Raw genomic sequence first — 21,200 nt, 5'->3', positions numbered from 1 at the left:
AATTTAACCGAACCAAAAAGTTCACATATGATTGCAAGTTTCGGGGGAAGACTTCATACTCATTAGCACTGCTGTCCCATAGTTTTAAATGAGCGACAACTGTTTGTCGCATAACAACCTTTTTGGTCTGGGCGGCGCAAACAGCTCCATAAAATCGCGTCGCTCGAACAAATTTAACTGTAATAACCGCAACATCTGCTGCATGGAGTGCCCAAGTTTCGATTGAAACTTCAAAAACGCCAGCACCAGATAGGCACACAGAGCGATCCAGAGTTGGGTCATCACAGCATTGCGAGAAGTCCCCAGAAAGCTCTTCACGCGCAGGTTTTGTTTGATCCACTTAAAGAACAGCTCGATCTGCCAGCGCTCTTTGTATAATTCGGCAACCGTTGCTGCCGGGATATCCAGCGCATTGGTCAAAAACTCGTAGGTGATATTGGTTTCAGCATCCAGATACACAACCTTGCGGAAGGTTCCAGCGACACCCTTGAGTTGAATCTGTTGATCCCGTAGCACGCCGGGACTTCTACGCCCTCTGCGCTTCGGTCCGGAAATCGCCACGGCGTTGCGCTTGAGCCGAGTAACAAAGCGGATATCCTCTTCGCAGAGGTCCTGATACCAAGTGTAGTCGGTGTAACCACGGTCGAAAACAACGTATGAGCCCTTGGGCAGTTCAAGCTCTCTGGCCCTATTGATTTCATGTTCTTTGCCTTCGGTCATATCGACAAACGCAGGCAAGTAACCATCGGCATCCAATCCGATGTGGAGCTTTGCGGCTCCCTTGCTCTTGCGGTACTTGGCCCAAGGAAAAAGCGATAAGGTCAGGTCAATCATGGAGGCATCAAGTAAATAGAGTTTCTCCTTGAATTTGAAGCGTTTTGTCGGGGCAAGGCCCTGGCAGCGGGTCAGCAAACGTTGAAACAAAGCCTCGTACATCTGGTGAGGTTGCGTTTCGTTGGTCCTGGCCAAAGTTGACCGACTGAACGGCTTGATCCCGAGGTGATAAAGCTTGCTGGTTTGAGCCGACATGTTCTCTACGATATCTCGCAGGCTGTCACGACCAGTCAATTGAGCGGTCAGCAAGGAAACAAACTGAGTCCAGCGGGAAAATGAGCGGAATTTTTGTCCAGCGTGATACTTTTTCGCCAGAGCTTGAAATTCATGTCTCGGGAAAATGCGTACTATTTGAGAAAGAACGGTGCTACAATGTGGCATGGCTTGGAACTCCTCGGTGTTGTTGTGTTTTTTGGCGAAATCATTATAACACTAACGGGTTCCGAGCCTTCTATTTATTGATCAAACTATGGGACAGCAGTGACTCATTAGCAAAACAAAGGGGACCCTCCTGAAATTTCCATATCCACCCCGCCTTAAAAGAAAGAGCCGCCCTCCGGATCTTCTCCGACAGGGCGCCCTGGGTAATTAACACAACCTTGATTCTTCCCCAGCAGGTCCCCGCCAGCATTAAAAATCGACTAATAAATACAGACAAAAAACCTTTCATGTCAAACATTCTAATAATTTTTCACGATGCTCACCCACACACTTCCGCACAGGCAAAAGCCCCACCCGCAAACAGGTCGGAGCATTCTCGTAAACCAAAAGCAACAGTGCTAAACTAACCCCATGTGCGGACGATTTTCACAGACATGGTCTTATAATGACATACGGGATTATCTCCTCCTGAACGAAGGCTTCGACCTGGAGCCAAGCTACAACATCGCGCCATCTCAGGATGTCGCGGCGGTACGCCTGGAGGAAGGACGGCGCCGACTTATCTCCTTGCACTGGGGCCTCATCCCCTTCTGGGCGAATGACCGAAAAATCAGCTATCGCACCCTCAATGCCCGATCCGAAACAGCCCACAAAAGTCCAGCCTTCCGCGCCGCATTCCGCGGCCGTCGCTGCCTCATCCCCGCCAGCGGATTTTATGAATGGGATAAGAAGCACGGCACGAAACAGCCCTACTTCATTTACCGGACAGATGAAGAACCGATGACCTTCGCCGGCCTATGGGAACATTGGGAAGACAAGGAAGGTAAAGAGATCATCGAGTCGTGCACCATCCTAACCACCGAAGCATCCGAACCGGTGTCCAGCCTCCACGACAGAATGCCGGTCATCCTGGAGCCGGAGGATTTCGATCTTTGGCTGAATCCTGAGGAACATAACATCACAAAACTCCGCAACCTCATGCAGCCAGCTGCACCGGGGATTCTCTCCATGCACCCTGTTTCCAAATACATCAACAAGGCATGGAATGAAGGGGAGAAATGCATCGCGCCCACCGAGGACGACAAACCGATATGATTTGAGGAGCTGCATTACGATGTGTTGCACCAGAGACCAAAAACCCGCCAGGCAAACTCGGCGGGCGTTCCCCAAATCCCAGAGGGTTGTGAAAAGTTCAGGAAAGTTCCAACTTCCTCAGGATAGTTGACCTTGCACAAGGTATGACCTTTCCCGAAAGACAGGGCCATGATTTTAATATTAAAACATGTAGAAAAGGCCATGAAACGAGGTATGTCTTAAAAAGGGATGCGAGTCACGCCAAACAAACTCAAACAACCACCCTGAGGAGGTAAGTCATGGCCGATGTCAAACTGATGGTCCTTTACCCGATTCCGAAGGATATCGCGCAATTCGATAGCGACTACCGTGACCACATCAGGCTTCTGCATCAAAAGGCGAACATCCCAGAGGATGCACGCCCCTATACTGTAATGCGGTTTTTCCCAACGCCGGCGGGTCCCGCTCCCTTCTATCAGCTCTTTACAATGCCTTTTCCGTCAGCCGAAGCGTTGCAACAAGCAATGAGCACCCCGGAAATGCAAGAGGTCGCTGCCGACGCAGTTCGTATCTCCTCGGGCGGCGCGCCTGTTATCCTCGTCGGAAGCGAAGTGTCATAGTCATTGAAGCAGGAGCAAAATAAACAAGACCGAAGTTCGGGGAACACCTTACTCCTTAGCAAAGCAAAGGGGACACGGCTGAAACGTCCATATTCACCCCGCCCTAAAAAGAAAAGGCCGCCCTCCGGATTTTCTCCGGCAGGGCGACCCTAGTCGCTTAACGCAAACTCGATTCTTCCCCGGCAGGTCCCTGCCAGCATTAAAAAACGACTAACAACTACCGACAAAAAACCTTTTCCTCAAACATTCCAATATTGGCCTAATGTCATTTCAAAAAGTCCGCCCCTCCCAGGATATCCACTGAAGCGGCAGGCTCGGTTTCAAAAATTTTTTACCATAAAAGCCAACGCAACGATAAAGAGGCCGGCTATAAACAACACATTACTTTGCAAGGTTATAGATTTATATTCAGCTGGCAGATCGCTCATTGATAAATTTTTTCTCAGTTTAAACCAATAAACAACCTGCAAAACAAATGCTAAAAAGAAAAACAAAGAAGCAACACCATAATTCAATTCATCTACCACAAACAACCAGACCATAAAAAGAATCATTAACACCAAACTGGCTTGCGTGATCCCTTTTTTTGATTTCAAAATCACCTGCGAAGCGATTGCACTCTGTTTATCATCCAGTTGCTTTTTCGCCGATTTGAGCCTCAAGCCACCTATCATAAATATGACCATCATGATTACAATGCTTATCATTTCGTAGCTCATCATATGAAACCTCAACGTTTGGCATCGGTGGAGGCATAATCCCAGTGCTTCACTGAATACCTTGGTTAACTCCTCTATTTAATACTTCTACCAGACATTATCCATCAGGGAGCTGCGGGGCCATCCCCCCTGAGCAAAGCCTTTACCCCGGAGAGACGGGATAGCATCGCGCCATTTCCGGACAAGTTAATCCCCCTAAACATCAAGGGGTTACGGAACATTTCCGCAACCCCTTTTCCGTTGTATTCTCAACGCCGTCACATCTCCCCTTTATGCCAACCTTCCTGCGGCAACGAATGAAAGCATGTCGGCTTCGGATTGATCCATTTGCCTTCCGGCGTAATTTGCCACTTGGTATAAATATCCATCGGCTTGGCGGTTTTATCTATACGGTAGCCCTCAGGATGAAAACCTGTCTGGATTTCCGTAGCCTTGAATTTTTTATCCATGATTGTTGCTCCTCGGTTTCTTTGACCTGCTGAATATTTGGCAGGAGACAGGGGACTACGAAACTTTCGCCCCCTTTTTCAGTAAAGCAACGTATCAGACACACGATCCGACGCTGCGCATAACCGAAATATAAAGCCCCCACCATGTGCTTCCAAAACGGGAGCTATGATAAATGGGCTATTTTATTCCTTGGTCTTACGGTAACGGATCACGTGGGCCTTTTCCAGAGTGATCATGCCGCCCTCCATCATGTCGTCAATGCGCGGCATAATGGCCTCGATCTTATCCGGGCTGTCGACAACCTCGACAATCACAGGCAGATCGGCCGAAAAACGCAACAGTTTATCGGTATGGGTTACACTGTGGCAACCGAACCCCATAATCCCCTTGACCACCGTAGCACCGGCAAATCCCTCCTGACGAAACATTTCGACAAGAGCCTCATGCAAAGGCTTAGACTTCCAGCGGTCACTCTCGCCGATAAAGATACGCATTAACGTCTGTTCGCCTTCAAGCTTCATGCAACGCCCCCCCTCATCTGTGTTCCCTTTGGGAAAAACGACTCCGATGCCGGAACCGACTGTTTCCCATACTCAAATGCCAATTCGTCCCTTCAATTCGTCCCTTAATTATAATTGACGGGCCAAAAAAATCCCAAGCCCGGCGAAAACGACGGAAACCGTAACGTTCAACAGAATATTGGCGCCCGCGGCTACCATGCTGCCATCTTCGAGCAATCGCACCGTTTCATAGGAAAAGGTCGAGAAGGTCGTAAATCCGCCCATAAAGCCGGTGGTGATCCCCATGCGTATGTCCGCCGGCAATGCCGCACTGCGCAAACCGCCTTCCATCAACAAGCCAAGCAGCAAGGAACCGATGACATTGACGGCCAGCGTCCCGTAGGGCAGCGCTCTGCCGATCAGGGCATAAACCCAACCGGACACCATGAAGCGTGACAGACAGCCCAACGCGCCAAAAATTGCGATATAAACCAGATGCATCTCTCCCTCCACAAAACATGGGCCATAACAAAAGCCCGACTCGTATAATCGCTCCTCCATCGATCAAAAACGATTCATTATCCTGCGTCATCGATATTATGTCAATTCATCTGCCGCCCCCCCTCAAACCGATTTCGAGGCACCCCGCCGCACATATGCAGCCAGAAGCATCCGCCCCGACATTTTTTCGGCATAGACCGCCCGACAGAGAACATGTATATTGCTAATATAGTTACATGGTGCATAAGACCGATGCCGGACCGCACCCTCCCCCTCCAAGGAGGCTTGTGGTCTTTCCCGGCATCAGACGGCAACCCGTGCAAACGGCTTTCCCTGTTCTGACATGCGCATCCCTCTCGGCAACGGGGAAAATGTATCGGCAAGTTCAGCAACCCGAGGTGATCTATGACGCAGATTTACTGCCTTGAATGCAAGAACAAAGTTTCCGCCCGCGCGCGGACCTGTCCACACTGCGCCTGCCCCATCGACGAATCCACAGTCGCTGCGGCTGTCGCGGCGGCGAGCAAGGCACAAGCCAGAGAAACCGCCCATACAAAATTCAAATCCATGCAACTGATATCCGCCGTTTCCCTGGGGCTTTCGATGCTCGTGCTTTCATCCACCCCACACGAAATCGGCAACGGCATGTGGGTGGCCCTGGCGATAACCGGATTGGCGGGTTTGAGTTATGCCAGCATCGGCACATGGTGCAAACGCCATTGAGCCATCCGGCAACCGTCCGATGTTTTTCCGCCGGGACGACAGTCCCTGTTATCGCGCATGCACACCGACACCCCGACATAAAAACGCCCCGAAGAGGTTGGCTCTTCGGGGCGTTTTTGAATAAAAATTGCGGCCTGATTAGCAGAAACTGCTGTGATTGTGTTTGGAGGAGGGAAGCAAAGAAGTCGCAAGAGGCTGAAGACTCTTCATTCTTTCGCAGATTGGGAAAGCTCACAAGGGAGGAAGAACTCCGTCACTGCACATCAGACCGCCAGGGAAACATTATTGAGACTCTATGTATTATTCGCATGACTTAAACTGCTTTTCACGCGGTGTTGAAAAAGGGGGCGCGAAACCACGCCGATAACAATTCTTGGGGAGGAATAAATTACATGCCCGATCGAATTGGTATGATGTCGATGGCGAACAGTTACCGTTTCGCCACTCTCGATGTCCTTGTTTTTGCAGCAGCAGCGACCGACAAAACCCATCGCACCTCAAACTCGCCGCCTTGTTTTCTATTTGCAAGTAGCCTAAACCATCAGCCTACAGGTTTCTATCGCTAGCCTGGGGGGTTTTTATCCCTAAATAGGGTTAATTTTGCAATCTACCCCCTGCCCCACAGGCGCCCGACCGAAGAACATACAATATCGCGACTTTGTACTTTGATCGAAAATGAAGTTTGTGGGACAATGGCTCCGCAACACAAACACATTCGATCCCAGCCAAACGCTGCACCAGGGATCGACACTTTCCAGCTGTCGAATCGAGCAGGACTTAAACCACCAAGCGCCCCACTGCGCGGGCCCACCAGGACGACATGGCCGACCTTCTGGATCTGATAGACAAAAGCACCCTCGACAAAATCATGGTGGCCTACACCAAGGCAACGCGCATGGGTGGATGTATCTACGACACCAAAGGCAACATCCTGGCCGGTCCCTACAACTTTTCCGATTTCTGCCTCAATTTTTGCCGAGCCACTCACGAAGGCATGCACAAATGCCTGGCCAGCGCCCGCTTCGGCGCCCGCGAAGCGATGCGCAAGGACGGCCCCGCCATCTACTCCTGTCTCAACTCGGGACTGGTCGACTGCGCATCGCCGGTCATGGTCGAAGGGAAGATGATTGCGGTCATCATCTGCGGCCAGGTCAGAACCGACAACTATGTCATCGATCGCGACCTGGCGGTACACCACGCCCGCGCCATAGGCATACGGGATATGGCGGGTTACATGGAATCGTTGTACCGGATCCCCAAAATCAGCTATGAACGCCTGCACGATTTCGCCACCCTGCAGGAAATCATCGCCAGCACCATCGGCAACCTTGCCGCCAACAACAAACGCCTCAAAAGCCTGTCACGCAAACGCATCTTTCAACTGATCAACAGCGTCTCCGATTACATCATCGCCACCGACACCAACGGCTGCATCGAGAACCCCAACCGGGCGTTACTCACAGCCCTGGGCCGCCCCGAGAGCGAACTTACCGGACAACAGGTCGACGCGCTGTTTCTCGACCGCACCCCGGTTCTCCGGGAACTGGAGAAACTGCGCGAAACCAAAACCCCTTCAGAACGGTTGAGCCTGGGACTGATGCTCACGGAAAAAAAACTTGCCCAGGTCGATGCTTCCTTCTCGCGCCTGGAAAACGAAAAAGGCGAACTAGGGGGATTTGTCGCGGTCATGCGCGACATGACCGAAGAGAAAAACATCGAAAAGATGAAAAGCGACCTGTTCGGCATGCTCACACACGACATGATCAACCCGATCCTGGCGATCAAATCGGCTCTCAGCCTGGTTCTCGACGGACAGGTCGGACCTTTGAACCAGGAACAACAGGACATACTGAAAATGGCCGCCGACACCAATCACGACCTGATGGGCATGGTGTCGGATTTCTTGGACGTCTTTCGAGACAATTACGGCATGCTGGTGCTGCGCCGGAACTGGTTCGATATCCACCAGGCCCTGCAGGAAGTGGTCAACCAGGCTTATTATTTTTGTCAGGACCGCAAAATCCACATCGACTACCAATCGGACTTCGATGCCGAGTTGCCTTATTACGGGGATCGCATCCGCCTCATGCGCGTCTTTACCAACCTGCTGGATAACGCCATCAAATTCACCGGCGAAGACGATCTGGTCACCATCGAAACCCGCTTGCAGCCGCCGTCCGGGGCAAACCGCCATGGCCACGCTCCGCGACTGACCCCTGACCGGCGGTATGTTTTCGTATCCTTTCACAACCGTGGCGACCATCTTCCCATAGAAGACCTTGACAGCATGTTCGACAAGTTTTATACCAGCAACCATAAAAACCCCTCCGGGAAAAAGGGCTTGGGCCTGGGGCTGAATTTCTGTAAGCTTGTCGCAGAAGCACATCAGGGCAGCATCTGGGCCGAAACGACCGACAGCGGTTTACGCATCGTGCTGGCCCTGCCTGAGGCGGAGGCTGAGTCCGCCCCCTGAAAGCCCCACATTTAATTTTATTGACTTGCCATTTGCCAGGAGACCGACATGCCCAAATCACCGCCATTCAAAGTATTCCTGGCTGACGACCATCCGCTTTTGCGCACCGGTTTGCGCATGAGTCTCAGCCGGTTTGCAGATATTGATTTCATCGGAGAAGCCAGCGACGGTTTCAAGGCGGTGGAAAAGATCAAACAGAACCCTCCCGACGTGGCCCTGATCGACGTCGACATGCCCGGCCTGTCCGGCATCGCGGCCGTTCGCATGTTGCGCAAGCAGTACCCGGACATGACCTTGCTGATCCTCTCATCCTACAGCGACAAACACTTTATCGAAGAGGCCATGCAGGCTGGCGCTGACGGCTACGTCCTAAAAAGCATCGACATCAATGAACTGGCCGATCTCATCCGCGCCTTTTCCTGCGGCGAACACCCCATGTCCCCCTATCTCATGGATCTGGCCGTGGACTGGCACGCTTCCGAGCAGGAAGAAGAGAGCCCGGCGGACAAAGACGACGAGTCGGACGCGTTTCTCACCCGCAGGGAACAACAAATCCTCTCCTGCCTTGCCCAGGGCCAGGGCAACAAAGAGATCAGCAATGCCCTGTTCATCAGCACTGAAACGGTCAAAACGCACATCAAAAACATCTTCAAAAAACTGGAAGTCAAAAGTCGGCTTGAAGCTGTCATTGCGGCCAAAGAAAAAAAACTTATCGACTGACATACCGGCCGCACGATTTTTGCCCGTGTGCCGGGCCACCTGCCGCCACCGTTGTGCCGTCAGGTTTCGCCCTGACACCCGCAACCTCAGCCCCCAAATACACTCATGATCTGCTTTCTACACAGCTTTGCACTGGACTCTTTCGATCCGCTGGCGGTCTACCAACGGCTCTATCCCACAGGCCCCGGATTTCTGGAAAGTCAGCAACCGACATCCCGCATCGGGCGCTACAGCATCGTACCGCTACGTCATCAGGAATCGTATCGCCTTGACGAAAGGGGCCTGATGCGCATCGACGGCGACATCGAAACCCGCTTGCCCGGCGACCCCTTCGACACCCTCGACGACATCCTGACCCGCCGCCGACTTTCCTCCAACACCTTTCACCTGCCTTTTGCCGGCGGTTTTTTCGGTTACCTCGGTTACGATCTGGCCGGTTACATCGAAAACCTGCCGCGCACCGCCACGCGGGACCACAACATACCGTCCCTGTGGCTGGACTGGATTGACCTGGCGGCGATATACGACCACCAAAAACGGATCGTCACCCTGGCCTCCCTTAATCCGCGAGACAATCTCAACCAATGGGAGAGATCGATCCGTCAGATATCGCACACTCCGTTGACGACCTCGGGCAAGGATAAAATCGACAATCCGCAACCGCTGATGCAACAGCAGGCATTCGAAGAAAAAGTCCGGCGCGTCAAAGCCTATATCGCCAGTGGCGACATATACCAGGCCAACCTGTCGGTGCGTTTCGAAACCCGCTGCAACCTCACCGCCACGGATCTTTATCAACGGTTGCGGCGCATCAACCCCAGTCCGTTCGCCGCCCTGCTGCGCACTCCGGATGTGGAGATCATTTCCGCGTCGCCCGAACGCCTGGTACTGCTCGAGGACGGCCTGGCCGAAACCCGGCCCATCGCCGGCACCCGTCCCCGCGGCACGACATCTCCGGAAGACCAACGACTGCACCGCGAACTACTCGACAACCCCAAGGAGCGGGCCGAACATATCATGCTGCTGGATCTGGAACGCAACGATCTCGGCAAAGTCTGTCAATCCTCCAGCGTGGAAGTCAATGAATTGATGGTGCTGGAACATTACTCCCACGTCACCCACATCGTTTCCAATGTGCGAGGACGACTGCGCGACGAAATCGGCCCCTTTGCGTTGCTGCGCGCGGTGTTTCCCGGCGGCACCATTACCGGCGTCCCCAAAAAACGCTGCATGGAAATCATCGAGGAACTCGAGCCGGTAGGGCGCGGCACCTATACCGGCAGCGTGGGCTACGTGAGCATTACCGGCAACATGGACTTCAACATTCTGATCCGCAGCTTTCAGAAATTCGGGAACAAACTGACCTATCAGGTCGGAGCCGGCATCGTCGCAGACTCCGATCCGGCTTTCGAGTGGCAGGAATGTCTGCACAAAGGCGAGGCCCTGCGTCAGGCCCTCGGTGCGACATCATGATCGTCAATCTCGACGGCCAATTCATTGCACCCGATCAGGCGACACTGCCTCTGAACGACGGCGCTGTGCTGTTCGGCGACACCCTGTTCGAAACGATCAAGGTGCGTCATGGCGCCCTGTTACGGGTCGACGCACATCTCGACCGGCTCGAGATGTCGGCCGCCCTGCTCGATTTCCCCTGCGACCGCAGCGCCATCGCAACCGCCCTGCAGGAAACAGCTAAACGTCTCCCCTGGCCTGTCGCGCGCCTGCGTCTGACCCTGAGCCGCGGTTGCGGCACCGGACTGCAGGCCCCACCGCCGGACAAGGCCCGGGTCATGGTCACCGCCAACGCCTATCATGAACCCGACCAGACCGAATACAGCAAAGGCGTCAGATGCGTTTTCGCCCCCAACAAACGCGTCAACCCCCTGTCGCACCTGCCGCAGATGAAACGCGGCAATTACGCCGATTGCCTGTATGCCGCCCGCTTCGCCCAGGCCAAAGCCGCCCGTGAAGCCCTGTTCCGCAGCGATGACGGATCCGTTCTCGAAGGCGCCACCAGCAACCTGTTCATGCTCAAAGGCAATACTCTCACCACGCCCGTAGCCGGCGAGCTGGTCCTGGCCGGCGTCATGCGACGACAGGTCATGGACACCGCGCCGGAGCTTGGACTTACCGTTCAGGAAGGCCCCATCTCCATGCAGGCTCTGCTACAGGCCGACGAAGCGTTTCTCACCAACGCCCTGATCGAGGTACTGCCCATCGGTCACATCGAAGCCACCCCTGTAAAAACCGGGGTCATCAGCACAGCCTTGCTCCAAGCCGTGCGCGATTGCGGTGCAGGCAAATAAAAAACCGGCCAAAGCGGCCGAAAAATCCTTGACCGTGGACGATGTTGTCTCTATAATTCACTCCACTTTGCCGAAGTGGTGGAATTGGTAGACACGTCGGTCTCAAAAACCGATGGCTTCTAGCCGTGCCGGTTCGATTCCGGCCTTCGGTACCAGTCATATCAAAACCGCCCTGTTTCATTGGAGACAGGGCGGTTTTTTTATCGCCACCGACAAAAAAAACTATTTTTGTGCGAATCAAGCAGCCACAATTGAAACAACGGAAAAACACACAACAAAGAAACAACACTGTTCAACACCCCACCGCCCAAACCTCATAATCCGCCACCCCCTGCACAAAGCAAACAAACATTTTTATTTCAAATACTTACACGATAAAATCCTAAACACAAACCGTCTGAAACGCTATCCAAACGGCAAATAAACGTCCCAAAACAAGACGAAAAAGTGTTGTAAATTATATTACCACTCCTTAAAAACATTCACTTGACAACATAAACGAACATGTTTTACCATGACTCGACGCGTCAAACAGAGGTAGATGTTCGGAACACCACAGACCACAAAATCGCCCGAGAATATCTTACCTTGGGCAAAAAAACCGGAGAAAAGCTGACAGTTGATGTTTACAGGCGTTTTATCGCAATTTCCAGGAGCTTTTTGTACGCCTGAATCATCGAAAGCCCCAATATGCAAGAGCTGGCACATCCGGCCAAAATCGACAAAACTAAAACACGGCATTGTTTATTGTTGTTAGTCTTCAGGTTGCGCAACACATAACAAGCCCTGGAACGAGTCACACTTACACGACCACATGTTATCGGCCGTAATGGCCCACACTGGGTGTGGATAGCATCCGGCCAGACCATCGGGCATTCCGCACCTGCCGAACATTTTGGAATCATTTTAAGCTGGAGAGACGTTATGGCTAATGGAGTCGCAGCAGCAGCGGTTGGTAGCTCTTCCTCGACGAAGGCTATCGCAAGAGATCTTAGTAACAGACGAAAACTGAGCCACGCCAAGGCTGGCCTTTTATGGGGCGCATTCGGCGGCCTGTCATGGGGCTTTGCCGGGGTTGTCATGGGCATCGCCTTTGCGATGGCTCCCTTTACCGGCGGTGCAACTATCTTTACCGGCCCCCTGGTCGGTGCCGCCATGCACGACGGTTTCGCCGGAATCTTCCTGACCTTCACCAACATCTTCTCAGGGCGAGGCAGTGAAATCTTCCGCACCTTGAAGACCTGGCCCGGCATCCTGGTCTGCCTTGCCGCCATTTTCGGCGGTCCCATCGCCATGGGTGGCTATCTGCTGGGTATCGAATTTGCCGGAGCATCCTATGCGTTGTCCATCACCGCCATGTTCCCCGTGGTCGGCACCATCCTGGCGGCTATTTTCCTCAAAGAAAAAATCACCCCACTGGTCTGGGCCGGGATCATTCTGTCGGTTATCGGCGCCTTGATCGTCGGCTGGACCCCGCCCGAAGGTGGCAACATGCCACATTTCTACCTCGGCATCGGCTGCGCACTGCTGGCCTGCTTCGGCTGGGGTATTGAAGGCGTGCTCTCCACTTTCGGCATGGACATGGTGGATCCCGATATCGCCATCAGCATTCGCGAATCGGTATCCTGCATCGTATCCCTGGTCGGCGTTCTGCCCTTCGTTGCCGGCTGGGCCCTGCTCGGTGAAGCACTGACCACCTTCAACAGCCTGTGGATCCTTGCATGCGCCGGCGTCATCGGCGGCATCTCCTACATGGCCTGGTACAAATCCCTGAACATGACCGGTGTCGGCCGCGCCATGGCGCTTAATATCACCTACGTCATCTGGGGCATTGTATTCGGCTTCTTCATGACCGACCTGCAGTTGACCACCAACCTGGTCGTCGGCGGTCTGATCATCACCGTGGGCGGCATTCTGGTTGTGTGTAACCCCAAAGAACTTCTCAACTTGCGTCAGGGAGCTTAAGACTATGGCTATCAAACTTCCTTTACGGTTTCGCCTTCTGCATCTGATGTCCTCCAAAAGCGAGGCCAATGTTCACGATCTGATGAAGGATTTACGCGCCGAATACGGCAACGAAGGTCAGTTTTCGGTAAAAAGCTTCGAAAAACACCTGACCTCCATGCGCGCTTCCGGCCTCATCGAGGAGACCGATGTCGACATCGACGAGCAAGGCAAGCTGCTGGAAACCTTCACCATCACCGACTTCGGTCGTGATCGGCTGAAGTATCTGCCCGGTTCCTGGAAATAACCCCCAGCCCCGGGATAAGCCCATGCGATGCGGCCTGGCAGGTTTCAAGCATATCCTCCCCATGCAAACGATACATGCTGAAACCTCCCTCTCCTCTCCTGGACGATTGGCAGATCGAAAAAAACATTTCCTGCCAGGCCGCAATTTTTACATAGTTTAAACCATACCAAGCGGGGCGACCGAATCCGGTCGCCCCGCCCTGCATTTCCCCATATGAAGATACCCCGCACACCGCAGTGACACTCCACGCCGATTCTCTACGGAGCCCGCTGTCTACAAAGCCGTACCCGGCATAACCATCCATTCATCCAGCGTTTCGGGAGCCGCCAGGTCGCGAAGCTCGTCCCAGGGAGCGTGGCCGGTTTTATGCTTTCTGACCGCATCCACAGCCTCTTCAGGTGCGTTGAAAACCCCGAGCCGATACGTGTCGATCCACAAACTGAAGGTACCGGCAGGCTCGATGGCGATGATGAATGTACCGACAGGACTGAAAAAGTACCACATAACGCGATCTCCCACTCATACAGCCCAACACGGACGCCCCCCAGGGATTTAAATCATCCTGAATAACAACCCTTCATAACTAAGCCTAACACGATCGGGCATGGTGGCAATCCAGCCCGGCCCCGGACAGTGAACCCGCGACAGCGGGCGCCGACATGCCGGCGCCCGCTATGCTGCTATCAGAATTTACCGAATTCATTATCGTCCAGAGCGATCATGGGCGCGGGTGTTGTTTTGCCTTTCGCCGGCGCTGAACTGGCAGGCACCTGTTTTTGAGCAACCTTGGGACCTCCCCCGGAAAGCTCTTTGACAACGGGTTTGGGAGAAATTTGAGATTGTGTCTGGGGCTGGTTTTTCATGGTAAACCGAGCCAGCATCTGCCGCATCTGCTCCGCCTGGCTCGAAAGCTCCACCGCTGCCGCCGCACTCTCTTCGGCATTGGCCGTATTCTGCTGCGTTACCTGATCCACCTGACCAAGCCCCACGTTAATCTGGCCGATACCCTGCGCCTGCTCATTGGCGGCCGCCGCAATCTCGGACACAAGATCCGTCGTCTTGGTCACGCTGTCCACGATTTCCCGGAGAACATCGGCGGTCTTGTCCGCGACATCCACGCCATTGGCAGCTTTACTGACCGAACCTTCGATCATCTCGGCCGTCTCCCTTGCCGCTTCGGCACTGCGCGCCGCCAGATTCCGCACTTCCTCCGCGACCACGGCAAAGCCTTTGCCGTGCTGACCGGCACGGGCCGCCTCGACGGCAGCGTTAAGCGCCAGCAGATTGGTCTGGAAAGCGATTTCATCGATCACTTTGATGATCTTTGAAATGTTTTGCCCGGCCACATTGATCTCGCCCATGGCTGCAATCAACTCCTGCATGTGCTCGTTGCCCGTCATGGCAACCTCATTGGCCTGCTTGGAAAGGGTGTTGGCCTGGGTGGCATTCTCCGCCGTCTGGGATGTCTGGGAAGACATCTCCAGAATCGACGCCGAAATCTCTTCCAGAGAGGCGGCCTGTTCCGTCGCACCCTGAGACAGCGACTGGCTCGCGTCCGATACCTGCGCCGAACCGGTGGCGATCTGCTCACCCGACAACTGCACCTGCCCCAGCACCTCGTTAAGGCTGGCGGTCATCTTCTGCAGCGCACCGCCAAGCTGATCCCGGTTTGAGGCCAGGGAAACCTCGACATCGAGATTGCCATCTGCGATCTCATCGGCGACCCGGGCCGCTTTTTCCAGGGATGCCGCCATGGAATTAAGGGAATCGGCCAACTGCCCCACCTCGTCAACCGCGTCACTGTCGACCCGCTGACCGAAATCCCCCTCGCGGATCGTATCCGCCAGTTCCGCAGCCGCGCGAACCGGGCGCGCGATACCGCCCGCTGCCAGCCACATCACGACAATGGCCAGCACGGCGATGACCAGACTGACCCCGCCTTGCCACATGGCGCTGGATTTACTGCGAGCGTCCAGCGTTTTGCTGAGAGCCATGGCCTCGGCCAGAATGACCTCCTTATCGATACGGATCATCACCGACCAGGGCTTGCCGGTACGCCCCAGGGCGATGGGCACAATCGCCTGCGCCATATTCGTATGCTCGTCGATGCCCACACTCATCTGGCCGCCCTGGACAGCCTTGACCGCATCCTGCCACCCCTCGGCCATAAAAGTGCGAATATGCTGCCCGATCAGCTCGGGCCGTTCACTGTCGGCGACCACCAGACCGGCATTACTGATAATGGTGACCTCGCCCCGGCCATCATAAATATCTTTATCCACCTCATGACTGAGCTTCTGTACAAAGTCCAAATTAAAATCGGCACCCGCCACGCCGTAAAACTTACCTTTTACCAGAATGGGCACCGACAGAGTGGTCAGCCAGACCTTTTTCCCCTGGACGACATAAGGAAAAGGATCGAGCACGCTTTCGGTATGACTCTCGCGCGGGCCGATATACCAGCCACCCTTGAGCACGCCGTTGGGGTGTTTCTCCATGGTGTCGTACTCAACCAGCGGCTGGACAGCGATGTTGCCATGGGCATCCCGCGTCCAATAAGGGGTAAACCGTCCGGTGACGGCGTTGTTACCCTGTTTTCCCGTGCGGAAGTCCGCATCCCGGCCATCCAGCGCATCGGGCTCCCAGCAGGAGTAGGTACCATTAAACTCCGGATTCTGTTTCAAAACATGAAGCAAAATGGCATTGATCTGACCACGGTCAAAAGTCAACAACGCATTGCCCGCGCTATCGGTCTGCTTGCTCACCTCTAACATATGGGCCATGTTGCGGGCAGCATCGAGGGCCACGTCAAAATTGACCCGAACCTTTCCAGCCTCCCCTTCGGCCAGGTTCTCCAGAATGAGCAGAGCACTTTCCTGCTGAAGAGCGGACACCTTATCCTGCGTGTATGCCCTTGTTCTCCCCGAGGAAAAAAAACTTAAAGCAACCATGGACGCAATGGTCAGCAACAGACATAGCCCTGCGATAAAGGCTATTTTCAACTGAATCGATTTGAACTTCATAAGCGAATCTCCTGCTTTGCAATGCCATCAAACGGCATCATGGATAAACGGGTGTGACATTTTCTTTTTACCAATTGAATGAAATCGGACAAATAAGAACCTCCTCTTTTTCTTTTCTTATCCGGGCTATGAAATAAAAAAAATCCACCCCGGGCAAAGGTGGACTGCTTTACAGGCCTTAAATAAGGCCATCAATGACGAACCATCGCGTCTTCAGCAACCCGGCTATCCTCAATGAGGACCCGTGGCTTTGCGTCACCGGATTACTCCGGCTTTGCCGATATATCCTGCTTCTTATAATAAAAAAGGTCCGTTGGCTCTCCCATCCTTGTTTCGATTGAACCGGGCAGTCAGCAAATAAAAAAATCCACCTCCGGGCAAGAGGTGGACTGCTTTACAGGTCTAAAAATACGGCCGTAAATTGAGTAACAATCGCGTCTTCAGCAACCCGGCTATCCTCGGCAAGGACCCGTGGCTTTGCGTCACTGGATTACTCCAGTTTTGCCCTATGTTAAAGAGTGTAACTGATGGTACGACTTTTAAGACCAGAACTCAACAATTCGAAAGGGTATACACATTATTTTGCGCAAATGAAATGGGCAATATTTTTAAGATAGACATAAAGAGACTGGTACCGAGGGTAATCTCCGAAACAGGTTGGGGTACAAGGTGGCACCACCAGAGACGGCTTGGGACAGATAACGCATCCGCAGGCAGGCGCTATCCATGGTGATATCGTCACCAAAGCGCTGCCGTAGGCCAATTCGGTGGCCAGTTGTTCACCGGGCAGCAATCGTTCATCCCCGCACCTGCGGGGACCACATACATGAGGGCAAACGCCTTTTGGCCGGCGGCCGTTCATCCCCGCACCTGCGGGGACCACAGTATCAACGCTAACCTCAACCAGGTCAACCACGGTTCACCCCCGCACCTGCGGGGAACTCCTCTTGACTGCCCGGTGTCCGTCTCCGACCAGCGGTTCATCCCCACATCTGCGGGGAACTCAATGTCGTTGACCGGTACGTTATCGATCCATTCGGTTCATCCCCGCGCCTGCGGGGAACTCCCAAGCCGATCCGTATCAAACTCAATCGCGATCGGTTCATCCCCGCACCTGCGGGGAACTCCTAGCTCCGTGACAAACAAACTCTGCAGGCTCCGGTTCATCCCCGCACCTGCGAGGAACTCTTGGTGTATTTCTGAACAAAGGTGCGCCGTACCGGTTCATCCCCGCACCTGCGGGGAACTCTTGGCCCAGACCGACGGTGCCGCATCAAAGGCCGGTTCATCCCCGCATCTGCGGGGAACTCCGCCTATCAGATTAGCAATCCATTCAAGACAACGGTTCATCCCCGCACCTGCGGGGAACTCTTTCATTGCCGTCGTGTGTAATGCCGTGAACCCGGTTCATCCCCGCATCTGCGGGGAACTCTGTTGATAAGCAATTCGGAAATATCCCCTACACGGTTCATCCCCGCATCTGCGGGGAACTCTGGTTGTTTCGTCGGGCATAGTTTCCTCTCTCCGGTTCATCCCCGCATCTGCGGGGAACTCAGCCTGTGAAAACCTGTGTCTCTCAGATACATCGGTTCATCCCCGCATCTGCGGGGAACTCCAAGGTGTAATCCGTAATGGTGCGGGTTATGCCGGTTCATCCCCGCATCTGCGGGGAACTCAGATAATTGTTCATCATGTGGATGGTAAGCGGCGGTTCATCCCCGCATCTGCGGGGAACTCTGAGCCACCACCCGGAAGATGCTGGCCGTTTCCGGTTCATCCCCGCATCTGCGGGGAACTCTCAGGTGTTCCATGGTTAAAATGTTGACGAAACGGTTCATCCCCGCATCTGCGGGGAACTCCACTCAAACAAAAAGGAGAAAGACAAATGGCCCGGTTCATCCCCGCATCTGCGGGGAACTCACGGTTGAAGAAGCGAAGATCCTTTACCGCGCCGGTTCATCCCCGCATCTGCGGGGAACTCGATACAGATATAGTGTCCACGTGTAATCCCTCCGGTTCATCCCCGCATCTGCGGGGAACTCTTCGCACTGGGTATAAGGCTGAACCCAAAACCCGGTTCATCCCCGCATCTGCGGGGAACTCCTCTCAGGTATGCCCAACTGCTCAGCCTGCCGCGGTTCATCCCCGCATCTGCGGGGAACTCCTTGCCCTTGGCCTCCACGACCCGCCTCACGGCGGTTCATCCCCGCATCTGCGGGGAACTCTACGTCGCCAAGGAAGCTACGGCCATGCGCGACGGTTCATCCCCGCATCTGCGGGGAACTCGCTTGGGAAAAGATACCCCCCTATGTTGGTGACGGTTCATCCCCGCATCTGCGGGGAACTCTTCAGCCAACTCGTCAACATCATCCACTGCCCCGGTTCATCCCCGCATCTGCGGGGAACTCTTCGTGCCTATTCTGTTCCCACCACGGTGCGGCGGTTCATCCCCGCATCTGCGGGGAACTCGGCTCTCTGGCATGTGCAGCTGCAAGAAGCATCGGTTCATCCCCGCATCTGCGGGGAACTCTACCAATCAAAGGGTCACCATGTCTCAATACCCGGTTCATCCCCGCATCTGCGGGGAACTCTCTTTTTTATAGGGTTTGATCAGGTCAAGGGCTGGTTCATCCCCGCATCTGCGGGGAACTCGTCGGAGGATTCGTCCACCCAAGCCGACCCGACGGTTCATCCCCGCATCTGCGGGGAACTCGCGACTTTTCGCAGGGCATCGACATTACCTCCCGGTTCATCCCCGCATCTGCGGGGAACTCCCACCTGGTTGCATCATTCCGTAGCGCGAAGGCGGTTCATCCCCGCATCTGCGGGGAACTCGGGGTTGTGTTCAAACGCGACGGTGCGTCCGCCGGTTCATCCCCGCATCTGCGGGGAACTCGCCGAAGAGAACGATTAACGGTAGGAATGGAGGGGTTCATCCCCGCATCTGCGGGGAACTCGTCAGCTATGCCCTCAACCAGAAAGGCGGCATCGGTTCATCCCCGCATCTGCGGGGAACTCGCGAAGGGAAGATTGCGCAACTCGACCTGAAACGGTTCATCCCCGCATCTGCGGGGAACTCGCCACGCCGTCGTGGGTGGAGATGACGCGGACCGGTTCATCCCCGCATCTGCGGGGAACTCGATGGCGTTGTTGACAAGGATGGAAAGCGAACGGTTCATCCCCGCATCTGCGGGGAACTCATCCGTCCGAGTTTTCCCGCAAGGAAGTCGGTCGGTTCATCCCCGCATCTGCGGGGAACTCTCAATGTGTTGACGGGCAAGTTATTATGTTAACGGTTCATCCCCGCATCTGCGGGGAACTCAATAGGCGCACCCCCTTGGCTGTGGCCTGTTTCGGTTCATCCCCGCATCTGCGGGGAACTCGCCGCCTCTGCCTCCTCGATCGCCTCGCGCATCGGTTCATCCCCGCATCTGCGGGGAACTCGCCGCCTCTGCCTCCTCGATCGCCTCGCGCATCGGTTCATCCCCGCATCTGCGGGGAACTCTCTAGCCGATCCACCGGTGTCTAAAACCAAAACGGTTCATCCCCGCATCTGCGGGGAACTCTTTTGAAGATCATGTCATGTGGGATATATGCACGGTTCATCCCCGCATCTGCGGGGAACTCTCCGACCTCGGAGGCCGCATTGAGCAAGGTGGCGGTTCATCCCCGCATCTGCGGGGAACTCTTCCAGAGCATGGTCGGTAATGGACGTACGGCCGGTTCATCCCCGCATCTGCGGGGAACTCCACTCGATCAGCAATCACGGAAGACGGGGATGCGGTTCATCCCCGCATCTGCGGGGAACTCGGCTCTCTGGCATGTGCAGCTGCAAGAAGCATCGGTTCATCCCCGCATCTGCGGGGAACTCATTTCTTCCATGCGATGCACCGACCCGTACATCGGTTCATCCCCGCATCTGCGGGGAACTCCGTCTCCAGTAAGCCCCATGACTTTATCCTTTCGGTTCATCCCCGCATCTGCGGGGAACTCTTGCACACCTCAAGAATTTTCATGTGTTCGAGCGGTTCATCCCCGCATCTGCGGGGAACTCATCCAGGAAACATCTGGATGAACCATAGCCCACGGTTCATCCCCGCATCTGCGGGGAACTCCTGCATCCGTGCAGGCAGCTGTACAGGCCGAGCGGTTCATCCCCGCATCTGCGGGGAACTCCGATTTTGTAGCATGTCGGGTATCCGTTCCCCCGGTTCATCCCCGCATCTGCGGGGAACTCCTGGCTGACGTATCGCCGACCGTCTTCATGACCGGTTCATCCCCGCATCTGCGGGGAACTCGGCAGAACCGGCGGTGGACATAACAGCCGCGCCGGTTCATCCCCGCATCTGCGGGGAACTCCTGTGAAAATCGTTAAAGAGTTTGGCAACGGCCGGTTCATCCCCGCATCTGCGGGGAACTCTGGAACCACATTTACGTGGCGGTATTGGTCGCCGGTTCATCCCCGCATCTGCGGGGAACTCTTAGGCGTTATAGACCCGGTGGCAAACCGCATCGGTTCATCCCCGCATCTGCGGGGAACTCCCACGTCCACCAAGCCACCGTTGGCTAAACGTCGGTTCATCCCCGCATCTGCGGGGAACTCTTAGCATGTAGTCTAGCGAATA

Annotated in this window: 16 protein-coding genes, 1 tRNA gene, 1 CRISPR repeat array and 2 riboswitches (1 of these 20 running past the window's edge); of the genes, 10 read left to right on the top strand and 7 right to left on the bottom strand. The window is 54.6% G+C overall.

The window, feature by feature from the left end; translation table 11 throughout:
- Window positions 1–84 precede the first annotated feature (84 nt).
- Window positions 85–1,215, bottom strand: coding sequence for an IS4-like element ISPca1 family transposase (locus PCAR_RS05740; protein ID WP_011340707.1), 1,131 nt, complete (start codon window positions 1,213–1,215; stop codon window positions 85–87).
- Between the two features lie 411 nt (window positions 1,216–1,626).
- On the opposite strand from PCAR_RS05740, the gene PCAR_RS05730 reads away from it, so the two are divergent.
- On the top strand, window positions 1,627–2,310 hold the full coding sequence (locus PCAR_RS05730; RefSeq protein ID WP_011340706.1) for an SOS response-associated peptidase: 684 nt from the start codon (window positions 1,627–1,629) through the stop codon (window positions 2,308–2,310).
- A 278-nt stretch (window positions 2,311–2,588) separates the two neighbouring features.
- Window positions 2,589–2,909 (top strand): EthD family reductase, encoded by a 321-nt coding sequence (locus tag PCAR_RS05725; protein ID WP_011340705.1) that lies wholly within the window; start codon window positions 2,589–2,591, stop codon window positions 2,907–2,909.
- 320 nt (window positions 2,910–3,229) lie between these two features.
- Here the strand turns inward: PCAR_RS05725 and PCAR_RS05720 are convergent, their stop codons facing one another.
- The 4 genes from PCAR_RS05720 to crcB form a co-directional block, all read right to left on the bottom strand.
- Window positions 3,230–3,631, bottom strand: a complete 402-nt coding sequence (locus PCAR_RS05720) for a hypothetical protein (protein ID WP_011340704.1) — start codon at window positions 3,629–3,631, stop codon at window positions 3,230–3,232.
- A 254-nt stretch (window positions 3,632–3,885) separates the two neighbouring features.
- Window positions 3,886–4,077 (bottom strand): hypothetical protein, encoded by a 192-nt coding sequence (locus PCAR_RS05715; protein ID WP_041531271.1) that lies wholly within the window; start codon window positions 4,075–4,077, stop codon window positions 3,886–3,888.
- A gap of 183 nt (window positions 4,078–4,260) precedes the next feature.
- Window positions 4,261–4,599, bottom strand: a complete 339-nt coding sequence (locus PCAR_RS05710; protein WP_011340702.1) for a DUF190 domain-containing protein — start codon at window positions 4,597–4,599, stop codon at window positions 4,261–4,263.
- 108 nt (window positions 4,600–4,707) lie between these two features.
- On the bottom strand, window positions 4,708–5,079 hold the full coding sequence (gene crcB / locus PCAR_RS05705; RefSeq protein ID WP_011340701.1) for a fluoride efflux transporter CrcB: 372 nt from the start codon (window positions 5,077–5,079) through the stop codon (window positions 4,708–4,710).
- A 405-nt stretch (window positions 5,080–5,484) separates the two neighbouring features.
- Here crcB and PCAR_RS05700 point away from each other — a divergent pair, with 405 nt between their 5' ends.
- The 8 genes from PCAR_RS05700 (at window position 5,485) to PCAR_RS05660 (ending at window position 13,552) form a co-directional block, all read left to right on the top strand.
- Window positions 5,485–5,802 (top strand): hypothetical protein, encoded by a 318-nt coding sequence (locus tag PCAR_RS05700; protein ID WP_011340700.1) that lies wholly within the window; start codon window positions 5,485–5,487, stop codon window positions 5,800–5,802.
- A gap of 820 nt (window positions 5,803–6,622) precedes the next feature.
- Window positions 6,623–8,275 (top strand): PocR ligand-binding domain-containing protein, encoded by a 1,653-nt coding sequence (locus PCAR_RS05695; RefSeq protein ID WP_011340698.1) that lies wholly within the window; start codon window positions 6,623–6,625, stop codon window positions 8,273–8,275.
- A 48-nt stretch (window positions 8,276–8,323) separates the two neighbouring features.
- The gene (locus PCAR_RS05690) at window positions 8,324–8,995 is read left to right on the top strand and encodes a response regulator (protein ID WP_011340697.1); all 672 of its coding nucleotides are present in this window, start codon (window positions 8,324–8,326) and stop codon (window positions 8,993–8,995) included.
- Window positions 8,996–9,100: 105 nt separating this feature from the next.
- Window positions 9,101–10,468, top strand: coding sequence for an anthranilate synthase component I family protein (locus PCAR_RS05685; RefSeq protein ID WP_011340696.1), 1,368 nt, complete (start codon window positions 9,101–9,103; stop codon window positions 10,466–10,468).
- On the top strand, window positions 10,465–11,301 hold the full coding sequence (locus tag PCAR_RS05680) for an aminotransferase class IV (protein ID WP_011340695.1): 837 nt from the start codon (window positions 10,465–10,467) through the stop codon (window positions 11,299–11,301). The genes PCAR_RS05685 and PCAR_RS05680 overlap by 4 nt, the downstream gene beginning before the upstream one ends.
- Before the next feature lie 69 nt (window positions 11,302–11,370).
- Window positions 11,371–11,456: transfer RNA gene (locus PCAR_RS05675), tRNA-Leu, on the top strand.
- A gap of 769 nt (window positions 11,457–12,225) precedes the next feature.
- On the top strand, window positions 12,226–13,266 hold the full coding sequence (locus PCAR_RS05665) for a DMT family transporter (protein WP_011340693.1): 1,041 nt from the start codon (window positions 12,226–12,228) through the stop codon (window positions 13,264–13,266).
- A gap of 4 nt (window positions 13,267–13,270) precedes the next feature.
- The gene (locus PCAR_RS05660) at window positions 13,271–13,552 is read left to right on the top strand and encodes a helix-turn-helix transcriptional regulator (protein ID WP_011340692.1); all 282 of its coding nucleotides are present in this window, start codon (window positions 13,271–13,273) and stop codon (window positions 13,550–13,552) included.
- Between the two features lie 273 nt (window positions 13,553–13,825).
- Here the strand turns inward: PCAR_RS05660 and PCAR_RS05655 are convergent, their stop codons facing one another.
- Window positions 13,826–14,056: a hypothetical protein gene (locus PCAR_RS05655; protein WP_011340691.1), complete on the bottom strand. Its 231-nt coding sequence runs from the start codon at window positions 14,054–14,056 to the stop codon at window positions 13,826–13,828.
- 179 nt (window positions 14,057–14,235) lie between these two features.
- The gene (locus PCAR_RS05650; protein WP_011340690.1) at window positions 14,236–16,575 is read right to left on the bottom strand and encodes a methyl-accepting chemotaxis protein; all 2,340 of its coding nucleotides are present in this window, start codon (window positions 16,573–16,575) and stop codon (window positions 14,236–14,238) included.
- 212 nt (window positions 16,576–16,787) lie between these two features.
- A riboswitch (cyclic di-GMP riboswitch) is annotated at window positions 16,788–16,864 on the bottom strand.
- A gap of 150 nt (window positions 16,865–17,014) precedes the next feature.
- Window positions 17,015–17,091: riboswitch (cyclic di-GMP riboswitch) on the bottom strand.
- A gap of 277 nt (window positions 17,092–17,368) precedes the next feature.
- A CRISPR array of direct repeats spans window positions 17,369–21,200; the repeat unit is 29 nt; unit sequence CGGTTCATCCCCGCATCTGCGGGGAACTC (it continues 2,968 nt past the right edge of the window).

The organism is Syntrophotalea carbinolica DSM 2380 (assembly GCF_000012885.1).
GTDB lineage: Bacteria > Desulfobacterota > Desulfuromonadia > Desulfuromonadales > Syntrophotaleaceae > Syntrophotalea > Syntrophotalea carbinolica.
Note: the sequence above shows the minus strand (reverse complement) of the source record. Positions and strands in the feature narration are given on the sequence as shown.